The organism is Aurantibacillus circumpalustris (assembly GCF_029625215.1).
Lineage (GTDB): Bacteria > Bacteroidota > Bacteroidia > B-17B0 > Aurantibacillaceae > Aurantibacillus > Aurantibacillus circumpalustris.
This window is the reverse complement of sequence record NZ_CP121197.1, coordinates 3,384,566-3,402,871: the sequence shown is the minus strand read 5'-3', so window position 1 is coordinate 3,402,871 and position 18,306 is coordinate 3,384,566. Positions and strand designations below refer to the sequence as shown.

The following is an 18,306-nucleotide window of genomic DNA, read 5'->3' as shown; positions in this document are numbered from 1 at the left end:
TTAGGTGGATCACAACAATTATATGCAAAGGGCTTTAGAACTTGCGAAACAGGGATGGCCTGCGGTTGCGCCAAATCCCATGGTAGGTTGTGTGATTGTAAAAGAAGGCAAAATTATTTCTGAAGGATACCATCAAAAATTTGGGGGCTCACACGCTGAGGTAAACGCAATCGAAAATCTGCCTGCTTATATTTCACCAGGAGACTGCACGATGTATGTAACCTTAGAACCGTGTAATCATCACGGAAAAACACCACCATGCTCAGATCTAATTATAAAAAAGGGATTTAAACATGTAGTTATCGGAAGCAAAGATCCGAACCCTTTGGTATCAGGAAAAGGAATTAAAAAGCTACAGGAATCTGGTATCAAGGTATTACAAGGTGTATTAGAAATGGAAGAAAAAAAGCTGAATAAACACTTTGTTACCTTTCACGAAAAGAAACGGCCGTATTACCTGCTCAAATGGGCTATGACTGCCGACGGATTTATAAGTAAATGTCCGCTTCCAGCAAAGAGAGAAGATAACCTTATATCAGGTAAGAATAGCCAACTGTTTGTTCATAAATTGAGATCAGAAAATAGAGCTATTTTTGTCGGAAAAAATACTGTTTTAGCTGACGACCCATCACTGACAACACGTTTGGTAAAGGGTAAAAATCCGATTCGTATACTCATCGATCGTAAATTAGGAGTGCCGTTAAATTTCAAAATATACAACAAGGAAGCTTCAACGATCGTTTTTAATGATTTAAAAGACGAAGAAAAAGATCATGTTAAATACATAAAACTTAATTTTGACGAAAATATTTTGAAACAAATAAGCGATGTGCTATACAAACTAGGTATTCAAAGTGTTTTGGTTGAAGGCGGAGCTTTATTGATTAACGATTTTCTAAAGAATAATTTTTGGGATGAAATAGTGGTTTTTCAAAATCCGAAACTCTATTTCAAGGAAGGAGTTAAAGCTCCAGATTTTCCGTTAAAAAACTCTTTTGAATTGGTTGGGGAAGATAAATTGTTTCATTGTTTTAACGAATAATTTCCCGTGTAAAACCAAAATTTTAAACAAAATAGGAAGCTAAAACTAAGGTTTTGACTCCATTTTCGGTTTTCAAGGATTAAAATTGCACTTTTTTAAAATTAATTGCAAGAATATAGTCCTTAACATTTGGTATATTAAGAATCTTCTAGTATATTTGCGTCCCTTTTAAAAAGGATTTAATTAAAGTAAAAGATATATAACATGTCACGTATTTGTCAGTTAACAGGAAAAAAAGCGATGGGCGGAAACAAAGTTTCGTTTTCAAACACCAAGACTCGTCGTCAATTTAAAGTGAATTTAAAGCGCAAGCGTTTCTTTATTCCAGAAACAAATGAGTGGATCGTATTACGCGTTTCTACTTCGGCGATTAAAAATATTAATAAAAAAGGCATAAGTGCCTGCTTAAAAGAAGCCAAAGCTAATGGCCTTCTAGGATAATTTAAAACAACACAAGAGCGTCATGGCAAAAAAAGGCAATAGAATCCAAGTAATTTTAGAGTGTACCGAACATAAAGAAAGCGGTAAGCCGGGAACTTCCCGTTATATCACTACTAAAAATAAAAAAAATACAACTGAGCGTATCGAGTTAAAAAAATATAACTCTGTTCTTAAACGCATGACAGTTCACAAAGAAATTAAGTAATAACGTTAATCGTTATAAGTTATACGAATAACGTTTAACGAGTAACTAATAACCAATAACACTAAAAAAATGGCAAAGAAAGTAGTTGCAACATTAAAAAGCGGTAAAGGAAAAGACTTTACTAAAGTAATTAAAATGGTAAGATCGGAAAAAACCGGTGCTTATAACTTCAGAGAAGAGATTGTTCACAACGATCACATCGCAGATTTCTTAAAAGCGAAGTAATTTTACATTTATGATTTTTTAAAAGAATTCTTTCCAGTAAATAGGAAAGAATTTTTTGTTTTGTGTAAGTTCGTACCTGATTTACATATACCTTAAACCTTATTCAGAAAACAGTATGAGTTTTTTTTCAAAGTTATTTACCAAAGAAAATAAAGAAAGCCTTGATCAAGGTCTTGCCAAGACCAAAGAGAGTTTTTTTGGAAAAATAACAAAAGCTGTTGCCGGAAAAAATACTGTTGATGATGAGGTATTAGATAATCTTGAAGAGATTTTAATTAGTGGTGATGTTGGTGTAGGCACAACAATTAAAATAATTAAACGAATTGAAGAGCGCGTAAAACGTGATAAATATCTTGGGACAAATGAACTCAATCTCATCCTAAAAGAAGAAATTGTAAATCTGTTATCAGAAAATAATAAAGTTCCAAGTCATTTTACAGAACCACTTACTAATAAGCCACATGTAATAATGGTGGTTGGCGTTAACGGTGTGGGTAAAACAACTAGTATAGGTAAAATCGCCTACCAATATAAACAGGCAGGTAAGTCTGTTATATTAGGTGCTGCTGACACGTTTAGAGCTGCTGCAGTAGATCAATTAATTATTTGGGGTGAAAGAGTAGGGGTACCTGTTGTTAATCAAGGTATGGGTGCTGATCCAGCCAGTGTAGCTTTTGACACCTTGAGCAGCGCAAAAGCAAAAGATGCCGATGTGGTTATTATTGATACCGCTGGACGTTTACACAACAAGATTAACTTAATGAATGAGTTAACCAAAATTAAAAACGTAATGAAAAAAGTGGTGCCTGACGCACCTCATGAAATATTACTTGTGTTGGACGGAAGTACAGGACAAAACGCAGTTGAACAATGCAAACAGTTTACTGCCGCTACCGATGTAAATGCTCTTGCCATCACAAAATTAGATGGCACCGCTAAAGGAGGCGTGGTTATTGGTATTTCGGATGAATTTAAAATTCCTGTAAAATATATTGGTGTTGGCGAAAAAATGACCGACCTGCAAGTGTTTACTGCCAATGAGTTTGTAGATAGTCTGTTTAGTAAGTAAACCCTTTTGCTCTGAATCTTTTAAACTTTTTTACTCCAAAGCTTCATTTCTTATTTTTACAGCATAACTATTTAGTTCTTTTTCCAAGCTTTTAAATCTGGGTGATGAGCTATCTACAAAACTGTTTTCACTGTCAAGCCAGGCAATCATAATTCCGTTGTTATGATAGGTCTTTTCTATGAACAATGGTTTTAAAGAAGCTTCGTCATTCCACCTTGTTTCAGTGTAAATCAATAAGCCCTTTTTGTAAAACCACTCCACGTATTTTTCTATTCTGCCTTTTAATAAAACTGTGATCAGTTGAACGTCTCCATCTTTCAAATAAACACATCGGGTACCTACTTCTGAATTTATCTTTTCAATTTTATCAAAAGAATCTAACTCATCTTTAATCAGAGTTATCATTTGGTCTATTTCGTTTATTGAGCTGTTTTGTGAAAATAGGTTGAGTGTAAACATGTAGGTAAACACAATTAAAGAAAATACTTTTAGTTTCATGAGCCCCTTTATAATTATGAATTCTTAAAAAGTTACAATATTTATTTTTGCATATCACGGCAGTACTTCTCGTAAAGCCTCACAGCCATTTCGTCTCCCAGTCCATCTGCTTTACCCAAATCTTCGCAAGCACCACGTTTATCTTTGCTTGCCATTTTTATCGCGGCTCTGTTTACATACGCTGCTGGATAATCAAATTTTAGTTTTATCGAAAAGTCCAGATCATTGAGCGCTTCAACGTATTGTTTGTTGCCACCTTTTGCTACTCCCCGGTAACAGAAGCTTACAGGGTTTTTCGGATTGATTTTAATAGCCAAATCTAAATCATTAATTGCTCCGGAGTTATCGTTTTTATTTATTTTGGCAGAAGCACGCGATACCAAAGCTTCTTCCTCTTCAGGCATTCCATCAATGTAAGCGTCCCAATCAAGCACTGCGCCTCCATAATCACCCACTTCAAATTTACTTTTAGCTCTGAGTTTGTAAGCATAATAATTTCGGTTGCTCTCATCCATTAAAGTTAAAGCTTCACTTAGATCTTTTATGGCATAATTGTATTCTTTTCTTGCAAAACGAATTTCGCCTTTTAGCTGAATCACTTCGATATAGTTAGGTTTGATATCTAGTGTATTGTCACAGGTTTCCAGCGCAGCTTTATAGCTTTTACCTTTAAACATTAAAAGTGCACGGTAATAAAAAATCTCAGGATCATCACTTTTTTCATCATCGAGTAAATAAATAGCAGTATCGATAGCCACCTTGGCCTCATTAAATTTATTAGTTTCATAAAAAGCGATTGCCCTTAATTTGATAGATTGATAATTAAGTGGGGCAATTTTTTCGGCTTTATCGAGATCTTTTAATGCGTTCTTGTAATCTTTTAATTTAATTTTTGCATAAGCCATTTTGTTAAAAGCTTCCCAATAGTTCGGGTTTTCTTTTGTCGCTTTTTTTAACAAAGGAATTGCTTGCTCGTATTTTGCAGAATCAATGAGTTTTGAAGCATTTTTAAAAGCGGCTTCATGTGAGCTAACTGAGTCTTTTTTAGCAACTTGAGAGAAGCAGGTTGAACTAATCAACCAGATAAATCCTAATATGAACCACTTATAAAACTGTACCTTCACCCTTAATTAGCTTTTGGGAAAAAAAGATTAAATTATCTATCTTTATACAAATATAATGCCTTATGATGCCAATCGGAACAATATTACTGGTAGTTCTTGTTATAATGACTTTTTTATTGTCGTTTGTTACGGTTCAGCAGGGTACAATAGCTATCACAACTATTTTCGGAAAATTTAGCCGAATTTTAAGACCTGGATTAAATTTTAAAATCCCGTTTATAGAAAAAGTATTTAAAAAAATATCGGTACAAAACAGAAGTTCAGAACTTGGCTTTCAGGCGGTTACGATAGATCAGGCGAATGTAAACTTTACAGCAATGTTATTGTATTCGGTGATCAATAGCGATGAAGAAACAATTAAAAATGTAGCGTTTAAGTTTATTGATGAACGTAATTTTATGCAAGCGCTCGTGCGTTCGGTTGAAGGTTCTGTTAGAGCTTTTGTTGCTACAAAAAAGCAATCAGAGGTTCTGATTTTAAGAAGAGATATTGTTGAAGCCGTGAAAGACCAGCTAGATAGGACTTTAGAAGAATGGGGATACCACCTGATCGATTTGCAGCTTAACGACATTACTTTTGATGATGAAGTTATGCGCTCAATGGCAAAAGTAGTTGCTAGTAATAATTTAAAATCCGCCGCCGAAAATGAAGGTCAGGCACTTTTAATCACAAGAACTAAGGCTGCTGAAGCCGAAGGTAATTTTATAAAGATTTCAGCACAGGCTGAAAAGGATGCTTCTCAGCTTAAAGGAGAAGGCATAGCTTTGTTTAGGCAAGAAGTAGCAAAGGGTATGGCTGGTGCTGCAAAAGAAATGGAAGGTGCAAATCTCGATTCTTCTCTGATATTGTTTAGTATGTGGACGGAAGCTGTGAAAAACTTTGCACAAGAAGGAAAGGGAAATGTTATATTTTTGGACGGCAGTGTTGACGGCATGCAAAAAACCATGAAAGATATGATGGCATTGAATCAAATTAATCAAACGACAAAAAATAAATAAATACAATGAAAAAACAGTTAACTAAGATCTCAACTCTTGCCCTTACACTCCTCTCATTTGTTGCTTTTTCGCAAGAGAAAGTACAACCTTGTAATACATACGAGGCCATGGAGCAGCATTTTGCGAATGATCCTCAGGCAAGAAAAAATTATGAGGCAGCTCAAGAAGAATTAAGAATGCAATTAGAAAACCCAGTCTCAAAATCGACTGCGGCTTTTGAATATACTATTCCGGTAGTTTTTCATGTGATCTACGATTGTAATGGTGTAACAATTACTGATGCGGCGCTGCAACAAGTGCTTCAGGATGTAAACAATGATTTTGCTCGCAAAAGTCCGGATACCAATCTAGTCGACCAACCTTTTAGATCATCGTACATAAATTCAGACATAAAATTTATGTTTGCAACCAAAGATCCAAATGGTAATTGCATTAATGGGATAGTAAGACACTATGATCCAGAAAGATCGAAATGGGAGCAAACTAAAGCAAGTGGCTTTCTTAGTAGCAACTATTGGGCTTATACCTGGAACCCGACGAAATATTTAAACATTTATGTTGTGGCCGATATTGCGCCTCAAGGAACTGTAACGGGTGGTGGAATTATTGTTGGTTATACATACAGACCAGGAACCTGGCCAACGTATGACAACCATGATGCCATTATTTACAATGTGAATTATTTGACCGGATCAAGTGGTGGAATTCCTAAATCACGCTCTTTGACGCATGAGATCGGTCATTGGTTAAGTTTAGCACATACGTTCGGAAATACCAATAATCCTGGAGTTACTTGTTCTGATGACGGTATTACAGATACTCCTGTAACGAGGGGAGAGTTTGGTGGTTGCACGCCAAGCGCGCCTTGTACGCAGACTAATCCAGCAATGGCGGGTCTTAACAATATTCAGAATATTATGAATTATTCTGATTGTTCAAGAAATTTCACGTCCGGTCAAACAACTAATATGCGTAATTCGCTTGCTTCATCTGTTAGTGGAAGAGATAATCTATCCACTCTTCCTAATTTGGCTCTTACAAATGTTGATGGTACTGGCTTATGCAGCCCAGTGGCAGAATTTTACGCAACGAATTGCACTTTTACTGTGTGTTCTGGGTCTTCCTTAACTTTTAAAAACTATTCTTACAATGGTGCTATTACTAGTATGCAATGGGCTGCTGATAATGGCGCAATAGTTGCGAGTCCTAACGCAAGTTTGACAGTTGTTCAATTTCCAAATGTGGGTAGCACAAACGTTACTTTTACGGTTAGTAACGGGCAGGGATTTGATATTAAAAATAAAACGATAACCGTTGTTGATAAAACGGCAGCTTTTTTTCCAATGTCTATGGAAAGTTTTGAAAATCCTGGTTTACCTGCTAATTGGGCGATTACAAATGTAGAAAATGATGCAACTACTTGGATTCAAACTAACGATGCTGCATACGATCAAATAACTTCATACAGAATAGAAGGGTCAAATAATCAACCTAATAATACAGACATGCTTCAAATGCCCGTTATGGATGTTTTAAACAGTCCTAATGATGTTCTTGAATTTGCTTATGCTTACAGACAATATGTTCTGAATCAAAATGACGTGTTAAAAATAGAAGGATCTAAGGATTGCGGTGGTACGTGGCAAAATATTTACGCACTAAATGCAAATTATATGCAAAATGGTTCAGGTGGTGTGAGCACCGATTATTTTATACCTGCAGAATATGAATGGAAAACTTATGTAATTTCATCGCATCCTAACTGGCAATCATATAAAACGTCGAGCAACGTAATGGTACGTTTTAGTTTTATTGAAGGAACAAATGGTTTTGGTAATAACATTTATATTGATGCGATTAAATGGACTTCGCTTGTTGGTGTAAATCAACTTACAAAAAGCATACGTTTTAATTTATTTCCTAATCCTTCAAATGGAGAGGCTAACGTTAGTTTTACCTTAAGTGATCCCGCAACCGTTAAAGTGAGCGTTTTAGATATTACGGGACGAGAAGTGTTACCAGTAGTAGAAAACAACTACAACCCGGGTGAACAAACTATTACCATCAACAAAAATAACACTTTGTCTAAAGGTGTTTATTTTGTAAACCTTACGCATAATGGTGCAAAAATGTCTCACAAATTAATTATAGACTAGTTTTAATTTAAATGAATAAAAATCCCGGTCAGTTAAACTGATCGGGATTTTTTTTATTTTAGCACTCTACCATTCTTAATGAAAGCTTTTACGAGCATCCCATTTTTCAGAATTCTTATTCCTTTTGTGGTTGGTATACTTATCGGTTTAAAATTCGATACTCCGCATTTGTCGTTTTATTTCACGTTGATGCTTTTTATTCCTATTATTTTTTTGATGGTATACCAATCGGGCAAGCGCTCATATAAATGGTTGTTTTTAATATTTGCGGATTTGTTTCTGTTTTTATTCGGCATGAATCTTTGCGAACAAAATAATTTAGGCAAACAAACAAGTTATTATGGAAACCAGATAGATACTGACTCGCTAATTACCTTCATGGCGACAATAAGTGATGTTCCAACCGAAAAGGAGAAATTTGTAAAGTGCCGTTTAACGGTTAACGAAGTGAAATCGAATAATAGTTTTGTTTCTGTTAAAGGAACTATTTATGGGTATTTTAGAAAGTCAAAACAAACAAATTCTTTACAGGCTGGGAAAACCTTGTTGATAAAGGCACATTTGCAGGAGCTTTCTCCACCAAAAAATAGTTATGAGTTTGATTATAGAAATTATCTCTCAAATAAACAGATTTACCATACAGCCTTTATTGATTCGAATGCTTATACAAGTCTAAATGTAAAGAGTCAATTAAATCCTGTTTGGAATTTAGGCTTAACATGTAAACAGCTTCTCTTAATGCGCTTGAAAAATAGCGAGCTAACTATAAATGCCAGAGCCGTATGTGCCGCTCTAATTACTGGTTATGATGCTGAGATAGATAAGTCTGTTATGGAGGCATTTTCGCATTCGGGTACACTGCATGTTTTATCCGTCTCGGGACTTCACACTGGGCTTATTTATCTTGCTTTAGGTTTTCTGTTTAATTTTTTTGATAAAAAAAACAAATACAAACTACTAAGGTTTGTTTTTATTACCTTGTGTCTATGGTTTTTCGCACTCATTACGGGTTTTTCGGCACCTGTTTTGAGAGCGGTTATTATGTTTAATCTGCTCGGTTTTGGGAGAATTTATTTTAGAGCAAATTACCGGCATCAAATAAATATTTTATTGGTTTCTGCTTTTTTACTGCTGTTGTATAATCCATATTTTATTATTGATGTTGGTTTTTTATTAAGTTATTTTGCTTTGTTTGGATTGCTTTATTTTCAACCGAGATTCTCTCGGTTATGGCAACCTGAAAATAAGTCGTTGAATTACATCTGGCAGAGTGTAACCGCTTCAATGGCAGCTACTTTAAGTACATTACCCATTACACTTTTTTACTTTAAACAATTTCCCTTATGGTTTTTTGTTTGCAACATCGTTGTAGTGCCAGCAACCTTTCTTGTGCTTATATTGACTGTGTTCGTAGTATTTAAAATAAATGTTTTTGCTATACTTATAAATTACCTAATTGCTGGTTTGATCTGGTTTATTAATTTGTTTAACTCTAAAAATATCGGATATATTGACGCGATTCATTTCAGTTTTATAGATGTTCTTTTTCTATCCATTTTTATTATAATACTTTCAATAGCTATTCAATATAGATCACATAAACAATTGATTTTTAGCATTATAATACTTATTACGTGGCAGTTTTTCAGTTTGATTGAATCCTATACTGCTAAAACAAAATCGCTTTTGACTGTATATAATTTAAGAAATAAAAGTAGCGTAGCGATTAAGAATAAAACTAAAGTGCAGTTGAGTAAAGCAACAGAGGCTGATTATAATTTTAGTGTTAAACCACATATCACGTCGTTTAACTATCCTCAAGTTATGACTTCGAGCTTTAATGCATTGGTGACAAAAAATGGATTTATTCTCTTTTTAAACAAGATGAACTTTTGGCCTCAGGTTGATTATAAAAAGGTAAATACCCTCATAGTTCAGAATAACTTTAAATTATCAAAAGAAGATTTAAGTAAGTTTAAGAATCTTAGAACCATAATAATGGACGCCTCAAATAATAACTATACGCTTGCAAAGACAGAAGAATTAAGTCGTAACTTCGACCTTGAATTTTATAATACTAAATACAAAGGAGCTTATCTGCTTGAATTGCAATGAAATTAAGAATTGGAGATAAAGTAAGTTTTTTAAATGAAGTGGGTGAAGGCGTTGTTTCTCGCATAAAAGATAAAGACACAGTTTTTGTTGAAATGCCTGATGGTTTTGAAATTCCTTTTTTAATTAAGCAGTTAGTTCCCATTCATACAGAATTGATTCTTGATAAGGATGCTGAAAATATTGAGCTTAATCCGGAAGCACATTTAACTGATGCGATTTATTTTGTAATTGAACCTGATCATGATTTTGCTTCTTTAATTAGTGATTACAAACTCTACTTGTTTAACGCTTCTTCTTTTAATATTGCCTACTCTTATTCAATAAAAGATGAAGAGTATTTTCAAACAGTGAAACATGGTGAGGTTGGGCCTTATCAAAAGGTTCTGTTAAGACAGGTAAAACTGCAATTTTTTAAAGATTACTTTTATCATAAAATAGAATGCTTACTTTTTAAAAATACTTTTTTTAAAGCTCAAACTCCTGTAACCGAGGTAATACACATTACTCAAAAAACTTTAATGGACACTAAAACCATCAAGCACGACGAGTTTAAGTACCCTGTTTACGGGTTTTTGCTTAAGGGTGAGTTTGCAAGCACTAATAAAGTGGAACCGGAATTAAATTTGATTGATATGGCCAAACTAAAAGCTATTAAAGAATTCCGATCCAAAGAGAAAGTCTCTAAGTCTTCAAGAGAATATCTTAAATCACTTGAAAAGGAGGTCGATTTGCATATTGAAGAGTTGATAGAGAATACAAACGGTCTTAGTAATTTTGAAATGCTAAATATTCAATTAGAAAGGTTTGAAAAGGAACTTGACGAAGCACTTGAAAAAAACATGAAGAAACTCATTTTTATTCATGGAGTTGGAAATGGCCGCTTGCGACAAGAAATAGCCTCGGTGCTTAAGAAAACCAAAGGAGTAAGTTTTCAAGATGCTTCTTACAAGGAGTATGGATATGGAGCTACCCAAGTAAATATTTTATAAGTTAAATTACAGGATTTAAGTATTTTTAGTATCAAATTCTTTATTAAAGTAGCGTTTTATGATTCCTTTTTCACCACCACGTATAGATGATAAAATTTGTAATGAAGTTGTAGCAGCTCTTAAAAGCGGATGGATTACAACTGGTCCCCGCACAAAAACCTTTGAAAAAAAAATAACAGAGTACTGCGGAAATAGAAATACACTTTGCCTGAATTCAGCAACGGCTGGTTTAGAAATAATGTTGCGCTGGTTTGGTGTGAAAGAAGGCGATGAGGTTATTCTGCCGGCATATACTTATTCTGCTACAGCTAATGTTGTTATTCACTGCGGTGCGACTCCTGTTTTTGTGGATGTGAATAGAACGGATTTTAATATCAGTATTTTAGAAATCGAGAAGGCTATTACAGAAAAAACAAAAGTAATCATGCCAGTTGATTTTGGTGGTTTGCCATGCGATTACGATGAAATGAATGCCTTAGCGAAAAAGTATTCATCAAAATTTAAAGCTGCAACAGAAAATCAAAAAAAACTAGCACGCATTTTGGTTTTAAGTGATTCCGCACATTCTTTTGGAGCTAGTTATAAAGGAAAAAAAACAGGTTCACTAACAGATGTGAGTGTGTTTTCCTTTCACGCAGTTAAAAACCTTTCTACGGCAGAAGGAGGTGCGGTTGCCTTAAACCTGCCTGAACCATTTGATAATCTTGAGGTGTATAATAAGTTGTGTGTAAGCGCTTTACATGGACAAAATAAAGATGCCCTCGCAAAAACTCAAAAAGGAAATTGGAAGTATGATATTGTTGAAGCTGGTTATAAATGCAATATGACTGACATTACTGCGGCCATTGGACTCGTTGAATTAGAGCGTTACGATTCTGATACTTTGGTAAAACGAAAACACATCGCGGATTTATATTCTGACTTTTTGAAAAAAGATGCGCGCTTTGAAATTCCTATTTTTACAGTAGATGCAAAACAAAGTTGTTATCATTTATTTCCGTTAAGAATTATTGGTATAACTGAACAACAACGTGATAGAATCATTCAGGAGATTTTTGATGCAGATGTAAGTGTGAATGTGCATTTTATTCCCGTTCCCGCTATGAGTTTTTATAAAGATTTGGGTTATGATGTGAATGACTATAAAAACACACTTAATAATTTTCAAAGAGAAATTACCTTGCCTTTGTTTTATGATTTAACGGACGACCAAATTGAAACTGTTGTAAATGCTGTTATGGCGGCTGTAAATAAAGTATGTTAAAGCGCTTATTCGATATAATTTTTTCTGCTTTAGGATTAATTATTCTTTTACCTTTTATGTTACTCATTGCTGTTTTTATTGGATTAACATCTAAGGGAGGTGTGTTTTATAGACAAGAAAGAGTAGGGAAGCTGGGAAAAAAATTTAAGCTTTATAAGTTCAGAACAATGAAAAGTGATTCTGATAAATTAGGATTATTAACTGTTGGCGGAAGAGACCAAAGAATTACGAGTATTGGTTATTATCTGAGAAAATATAAACTGGACGAGTTCCCACAACTATTAAATGTTTTATTTGGCACAATGAGTATTGTTGGTCCTAGGCCTGAGGTAAGAAAATATGTTGATCTTTACACTGATGATCAAAAAAAAGTTTTAAATGTAAAGCCTGGAATAACTGATTACGCTTCTTTAGAATATTTTAGTGAAAATGATTTATTAGCGAAATCATCAAACCCAGAAGAGACTTACATTAAAGAAATTTTACCGGCAAAATTAGCGCTCAATAAAAAGTACATTTCTGAAGCGGGTCTAATAACAGATATAAAAGTGATTCTAAGAACGCTAGCTAAGATAGTTTCATAGTTAGCCATCAGTCCTACCTAAACAGTGTCACATGCCCATCAAGGATTTTCATTTCACCACCGAGGCTTGATACTTTAATTTGCCACACGTACACATCGTCTTTGCAGGGCTCGCCGTTAAAAGTGCCGTCCCAGCCCTTATTTAGTTCAAAGGTTTGAAACACTTTATTTCCCCAACGGTTAAACACATTTAACTCGTAGAATTTAATTCCAGTACAAACCGGTAAAAAGGTAGGATTAGTATTATCATTATTCGGTGTAAAAGCATTAGGCACATACACATTAAAATCGGTTTCAATTTTAATAGCCTTTACAATGGTATCAGCGCAGCCCCATTTGTTTTTAATGAGCAGAGCCACAGGGTAAATTCCTGCATTCTTAAAGAAATAAGAGGTGTTTTCTTGTTTTGAAATCTTACCCTTATCATTAATAAAATACCAGTTCCATTCACTGAGTTCTAATCCTGAAGATTTGTTTGTGAAATATACCTCGTCGATGCCCTCCACAGGTCTTTCGGGAGAGGTAACAAAATCAGCTACCGGAATTTCTCTGGCATGCACCACAAAACTTGCCGTGTTAGCACAAGTGCTAATGGTATCAATAAAAGTACCGCGAATAATATAATCTCCAGCAACAGTAAAAGGACGCGAGAAATTTTTGCCTTGAATAACAGACTCATTGTTTATTTGCCACTGGGTAGCAATATTGGTTGTGGTAGAACTAGAGAAATAAGAAAAATCAGAACTAAACGGAACACAAGCATCCATGGTAGTTCCAAGTAATGTGCCATCTGGCAAAGGATCAAAAGAAATACTGGTTTGAGTAGAATTACTACAGCCCAAAGCATCAGTAGCAATTAAGGTATAACTGCCCACATAAGAGGGGCTGCTTAAAGTAAACGTAAACACCTTTTGATTATGATTAAAATTGCTTGGGCCTTTCCACTCGTAAGAACTGCCACCAAAACCTTCCAGAGATATTTCTTTATTTAAACACACTTTTGTAGCTGGGTAAACACTCAGCCAAGGAGTTGGTAGTGGGGTGGTGCTAATACTAGCAGTGGTAGTAGAAGTACAGGAATTCGCTGCACCACCAATAACGGTGTAAATGGAAGGAGCAACGCTTGTGGCATTTTTAATTAAAGTAATAGCTTGATTAGAATAATAAAAACCCGGTCCGGTCCATGTATAAGTACTAGCTCCACTTACTTTAAGGGTTGCTTCGTTATTAAGACAGACCGTTGTACTTACCGGACTTAAAATAGGGTTTGTATAAATATTTACGGCCAGTGTTGCAGAGTTTTGACAAGAGTTTGCATCAATAACACTTAAACTATAAACTCCTGAAAAATGAACCTTGGCAGAATCTCGTACGATGTTTTGAGACTGACTACCAGTAAAACTCATTACCGATGAAGGTTGCCATAAATAAGAAACAGCATTACTAACCGCAGTTGCATTCAAAAATAATTTTTCTGTCTCACACACGTGCGAGTTACTACTTAAACTAAAACTTGGTAAAGGATTAATCACCACAACATGGGTTGCAGTATTTATACAAGGCCCCGTTGTAACCTGCAGCGTATACACGCCGCCATTACTTACCATGACACCATAAATACTTGTATTCTGAAATGCGGAACTAAATCCGACAGGTCCAGTCCAAGAATAGGAAGTTCCACCACTACCATTAAGATTTAAATCAGTACCAAAACATTTAGGACTATTACTCGTGATGGTAGGAATTGGCACAGCGGTTACCGTTACATCGGCTGTAGCGGTATTGGTGCAACCCACCGCTGAAGTTGCTTTTACGGTGTAAATACCAGAAGCAATTACAGATGGATTAGCAACCGAAGGGTTTTGAATATTAGACGTGTAGGAATTAGGTCCTACCCAAAAATAAGAAGCGCCTACAAAAGAATTTGAAAATAGGTTCAGTGTCTGGGTAACACATACCGTACTTCCAAAAGCAGACAGAGTAGGTGTTGGATTCACCACAACCGTGTTGGAAGTGCTGGCTGTACAACTGTTAGCGGCAGTTACCGTTAAATTGTACACGCCACTATTGTTAGGAATAGCTCCTGCAATAATTGGATACTGTTGTGATGAAGAATAACCTACCGGTCCGTTCCAAAAATAAGATTGCCCACCATTGGCAAACAGACTTAAATTTTGTCCGTTACAAATAGGACTGTTACTACTCATTAAAGCAAAAGGAACTGGCTTTAAAATAATGCTTGCCGTGGCAATAGAAGTACAACCCAAAGCACTTCCAACAACAGAGTATTGCTGGGTTACATTGGGATTATCAGCAAAGCTATTACCAATAGCGGTTCCGTTCCAAGTATATGAACTTGCCCCGTTAGCTGTAAGAGTGCCTGTTTGCAATGGACAAATAGAAACGTTACTTACCGAGAGAACAGGGTTTTGAATAAAATCGACAGAAATGGTTTGGCTGACAAGACAGTTTAAAGAATCTCTGCTACTCAAAGTGTAAACAGGTGTTCCTGCAACAGCCTGACTAACGGTTCTGGTGTTGTTTATCACGCTGCCTGTCCAAGTATATGTATAACCACTACCAAGTAAATAAGGAGTTCCACCTGAGTTAACACCACTCAAAGTAACGCTGGTTCCAGCGCAAGTGGTAGGACTCGAGGAGGAAAGAACTAAATTTAAAGGAGGTGGTTGACTGATGTAAAACGATTGATTAATGTCGCAACCAGTTAAGGCGTCGGTGACAGATATAGACCAGATCCCGGCACTCAAAGAAGGCGTGGGGTTGGTGTAAGTAGTAGTGTTACTTGTCCACAAATAATTTACAGAACCTGATCCTCCACCAATATTAGTAACATTGGCGGTGGCTGTATTTGCTCCGTTGCAAGTAACACTGCCAGCATAATTTAAAGTCCCTGTGAGTGGAATAAGTGAGGTAAATAAGGTGGTAGCGGTGTAAGTGAAATTGTTTCCGAAATCAAAAACAGTGAGCGTGTATGTGCCAGGACTTAGACCAGTAGCTACTGAATTTGCTTGAGCAGAAGGCATCCAGGTATAAGAAAAGGGACCAATACCACCTGTGGCAGCAACAGTTGCAGAGCCAAGGTTAGCACAGGTAATAGAGGTGCTCGTAACAGAAATACAAGGTTGATTAATATTAACCACTTGTTTTATAGTATCAGTACCGCCACCGCAACTAAAATATAAAATCAGATTTACAGAATAAGTACCAAGGTTAGTAAAGGCATGTATGGGAGAAGAAAGTGTAGATGTATTGGCCGAACCAGAAGTGGGATCACCAAAGTCCCATTGTAGACTTGTTAATGAAAAACCAGATGAAGTACAACCGACAGGTGTAACGGACGGGTTGTATGACGTGTTAAACAGGGCAGACTGGCACCCGTAGCTGTTACTCACAGTATAGGTATAGGGTGGAGGTGGAGGTTTAGTTCCAAATGCAACGAAATTAGGAATACTTCGCAATGTTGATTTTGGTGAAATACTTTGCCCTATATCAACATAGTTACAAGCCGAACCTGCAAGGTTTGGACTATTAATAACACCAAGCGTTGAGTTCTTAGCGCAATATATTTTTCCATTTAACGCAATTTGCATACTCCATATTCCAGAAGTTGTGATGGAGTATTGTGAAGCAACAATGGCAGTTCCAGAACCTGCACAGAGATCCCACTGCTTTAAATGTCCACCAAAACCTCCGGCGTAAAATTTTGAACCGTCCGGAGAAAATTCGCAGCCATAGGAGGAAAACCCCGAGGAAACCAAGTTGAGAGAATTTGAAACGACTCCTGTTGCATTATCAAAATCGAAAAGATCTACACTCCCAGTATATTCCGTCATACCTAATTTTTTACCATTGGGTGAAAATTTAATGCAACCAAGAGACCAGGGAGAGCCAATTGCTGTTCCGATAGAGGAAATAACCGCAGTAGTGCTTACTCCAGTTGTAGTAAGTTGATAAGCTCTAAAATTACTTGAGTTCATTTCGTGAACCATCACCCAATAATCTATTCCATTACAATGTTTAGTAGCAGAAATTTTTTCGTAGCAACCTGAGTTATATAAAGGTGCATTTTTAATGGTTACAGAACCGTTTCCCGAAGCAAGGCTCATATCTATAATTGAGTAGTTTAACCCCATAATTTGCGCAACACCGGCCATGGTAAAAATACAATACAGGGTGGTACTACCAGGTTTTTTTATGATTATACTTGATTGACAAGGACTGCTTGTGCCGAGAAGCCCACCGCCATTTGCCATAACAGCATGTGTTTGATCATAGACAGTAACACCATCGGTGTAAAAAAGAAGATTGCCACTGGCATTCGAAATTGTTGCACAGCCTTCGATTGTGTTAACAGCCCCATTTGTAAGTATTGTTGGAGGGTTTGTTATAAAATCAAGTCCTGCATTAGTGCCAAAATACCACTTCATATTCTCGTTTTGTGAAAAACACAAGACGTTAAATGTAAAAATCAAAAGTGTGAATATGATTTTTTTAATCATTAAAATGAGCTAAACACTGTCGTGTATAATCTAACAAGTTAGCTAAATTTAAGTCATTTGTCAAGGCTGTTTAATCGGTGAAACGTCTGATTTAATAAATAGTTTGACTAGTTCGCCCACTTTATGACATGGCATAATTCTAGAGAACGACAAACTGATGAAATGTATTTGGATATAATAAGATATTAAAGTATATTCAAAAGAAAACTCTCTTTTTTTCTTACACCTTTTTCGGTTTTTTCAAGACTAACACATTCAATAGAAGGGTCGTGTTCAAAGAATAAAGTCCAATTATTTTCAACGGCTTTATTTAAAATACTTTCTTTTTCTTTAAGAGTTTCCAAAGGACGGGTGTCGTAACCCATGACATAAGGAATCGGAATATGAGCTGCGCTTGGAATTAAATCGGCCATATAAGCAATTGTATTTTCTTTGTATTCAATTATAGGCAACATCATTCCTTCCGTGTGTCCGTTGACTTCAATAAAGGATAAACCGTTTATTAGTTTACTTATTTCACTGATAAAGTTTAACTGTCCACTTTCTTTTATTGGAAGAATGTTTTCTTTCAAAAAGCTTGCTTTTTCTCTTGGATTAGGATGTGTAGCCCACTCCCAATGTTTTTCGTTACAATAGTATTTTGCATGTTTAAACGCCGGCTCAAGTTTAGTTCTGTCACTGTTATAATTAATGCTTCCTCCGCAATGATCGAAATGAAGATGTGTCAATACCATATCCGTTATGTCATCACAAGTAAAACCATGTTTATTTAATGACTTTTCGAGAGTATCGTTTCCATGCAAAAAATAATAACCAAAAAATTTGGCATCTTGTTTATTTCCCATTCCATTATCAATAAGCATTAGTCTGTTTCCATCTTCAATTAATAAACAACGTAATGCCCAGCTACACATGTTATTTTCATCTGCCGGATTGAGTTTATGCCAAATGCTTTTTGGAACAACACCAAACATTGCACCACCATCTAATTTAAAGTGACCTGTATTTATGGAGTAGAGATTCATTTTTAAGATTTAATTTACGTTAATGAAACTGTTTTATTCAATAATTGTTAGG

General features: G+C 35.6%; 15 protein-coding genes. 11 read left to right on the top strand and 4 right to left on the bottom strand.

Features of this window, described 5'->3' with window-relative positions; all coding sequences use genetic code 11:
- The first annotated feature begins 4 nt into the window (after positions 1-4).
- The 5 genes from ribD (at position 5) to ftsY (ending at position 2,982) form a co-directional block, all read left to right on the top strand.
- Positions 5-1,042, top strand: a complete 1,038-nt coding sequence (gene ribD / locus P2086_RS14095) for a bifunctional diaminohydroxyphosphoribosylaminopyrimidine deaminase/5-amino-6-(5-phosphoribosylamino)uracil reductase RibD (protein WP_317897387.1) — start codon at positions 5-7, stop codon at positions 1,040-1,042.
- Between the two features lie 204 nt (positions 1,043-1,246).
- A complete protein-coding gene (gene rpmB, locus P2086_RS14090; protein WP_317897386.1) occupies positions 1,247-1,483 on the top strand; it encodes a 50S ribosomal protein L28 in 237 nt (78 codons plus the stop codon).
- 22 nt (positions 1,484-1,505) lie between these two features.
- Positions 1,506-1,688, top strand: coding sequence for a 50S ribosomal protein L33 (gene rpmG / locus P2086_RS14085; RefSeq protein WP_096094375.1), 183 nt, complete (start codon positions 1,506-1,508; stop codon positions 1,686-1,688).
- Between the two features lie 69 nt (positions 1,689-1,757).
- On the top strand, positions 1,758-1,913 hold the full coding sequence (locus P2086_RS14080; RefSeq protein WP_317897385.1) for a DUF4295 domain-containing protein: 156 nt from the start codon (positions 1,758-1,760) through the stop codon (positions 1,911-1,913).
- A 115-nt stretch (positions 1,914-2,028) separates the two neighbouring features.
- On the top strand, positions 2,029-2,982 hold the full coding sequence (gene ftsY / locus P2086_RS14075) for a signal recognition particle-docking protein FtsY (RefSeq protein WP_317897384.1): 954 nt from the start codon (positions 2,029-2,031) through the stop codon (positions 2,980-2,982).
- Positions 2,983-3,012: 30 nt separating this feature from the next.
- On the opposite strand, the gene P2086_RS14070 is transcribed toward ftsY, so the two are convergent.
- Together P2086_RS14070 and P2086_RS14065 are read right to left on the bottom strand one after the other, a co-directional pair.
- A complete protein-coding gene (locus P2086_RS14070; RefSeq protein ID WP_317897383.1) occupies positions 3,013-3,480 on the bottom strand; it encodes a hypothetical protein in 468 nt (155 codons plus the stop codon).
- Between the two features lie 41 nt (positions 3,481-3,521).
- The gene (locus tag P2086_RS14065) at positions 3,522-4,604 is read right to left on the bottom strand and encodes a tetratricopeptide repeat protein (protein WP_317897382.1); all 1,083 of its coding nucleotides are present in this window, start codon (positions 4,602-4,604) and stop codon (positions 3,522-3,524) included.
- Between the two features lie 62 nt (positions 4,605-4,666).
- On the opposite strand from P2086_RS14065, the gene P2086_RS14060 reads away from it, so the two are divergent.
- The 6 genes from P2086_RS14060 (at position 4,667) to P2086_RS14035 (ending at position 12,710) form a co-directional block, all read left to right on the top strand.
- Positions 4,667-5,602 carry an SPFH domain-containing protein gene (locus tag P2086_RS14060; RefSeq protein WP_317897381.1) on the top strand — a complete coding sequence of 312 codons (936 nt, stop codon included), beginning with the start codon at positions 4,667-4,669 and terminating at the stop codon, positions 5,600-5,602.
- A gap of 5 nt (positions 5,603-5,607) precedes the next feature.
- Positions 5,608-7,758, top strand: a complete 2,151-nt coding sequence (locus tag P2086_RS14055) for a M43 family zinc metalloprotease (RefSeq protein WP_317897380.1) — start codon at positions 5,608-5,610, stop codon at positions 7,756-7,758.
- A 78-nt stretch (positions 7,759-7,836) separates the two neighbouring features.
- On the top strand, positions 7,837-9,873 hold the full coding sequence (locus P2086_RS14050; protein ID WP_317897379.1) for a ComEC/Rec2 family competence protein: 2,037 nt from the start codon (positions 7,837-7,839) through the stop codon (positions 9,871-9,873).
- A complete protein-coding gene (locus tag P2086_RS14045) occupies positions 9,870-10,862 on the top strand; it encodes a Smr/MutS family protein (protein ID WP_317897378.1) in 993 nt (330 codons plus the stop codon). The genes P2086_RS14050 and P2086_RS14045 overlap by 4 nt, the downstream gene beginning before the upstream one ends.
- A 58-nt stretch (positions 10,863-10,920) precedes the next feature.
- A complete protein-coding gene (locus P2086_RS14040; protein WP_317897377.1) occupies positions 10,921-12,126 on the top strand; it encodes a DegT/DnrJ/EryC1/StrS family aminotransferase in 1,206 nt (401 codons plus the stop codon).
- Positions 12,120-12,710, top strand: a complete 591-nt coding sequence (locus P2086_RS14035; RefSeq protein ID WP_317897376.1) for a sugar transferase — start codon at positions 12,120-12,122, stop codon at positions 12,708-12,710. Before P2086_RS14040 ends, P2086_RS14035 begins: the two co-directional genes overlap by 7 nt.
- 13 nt (positions 12,711-12,723) lie before the next feature.
- Here the strand turns inward: P2086_RS14035 and P2086_RS14030 are convergent, their stop codons facing one another.
- Both P2086_RS14030 and P2086_RS14025 read right to left on the bottom strand, forming a co-directional pair.
- Positions 12,724-17,229, bottom strand: a complete 4,506-nt coding sequence (locus P2086_RS14030; protein WP_317897375.1) for a T9SS type B sorting domain-containing protein — start codon at positions 17,227-17,229, stop codon at positions 12,724-12,726.
- A gap of 185 nt (positions 17,230-17,414) precedes the next feature.
- Positions 17,415-18,254, bottom strand: coding sequence for an MBL fold metallo-hydrolase (locus tag P2086_RS14025; RefSeq protein ID WP_317897374.1), 840 nt, complete (start codon positions 18,252-18,254; stop codon positions 17,415-17,417).
- Between the last annotated feature and the right edge of the window lie 52 nt (positions 18,255-18,306).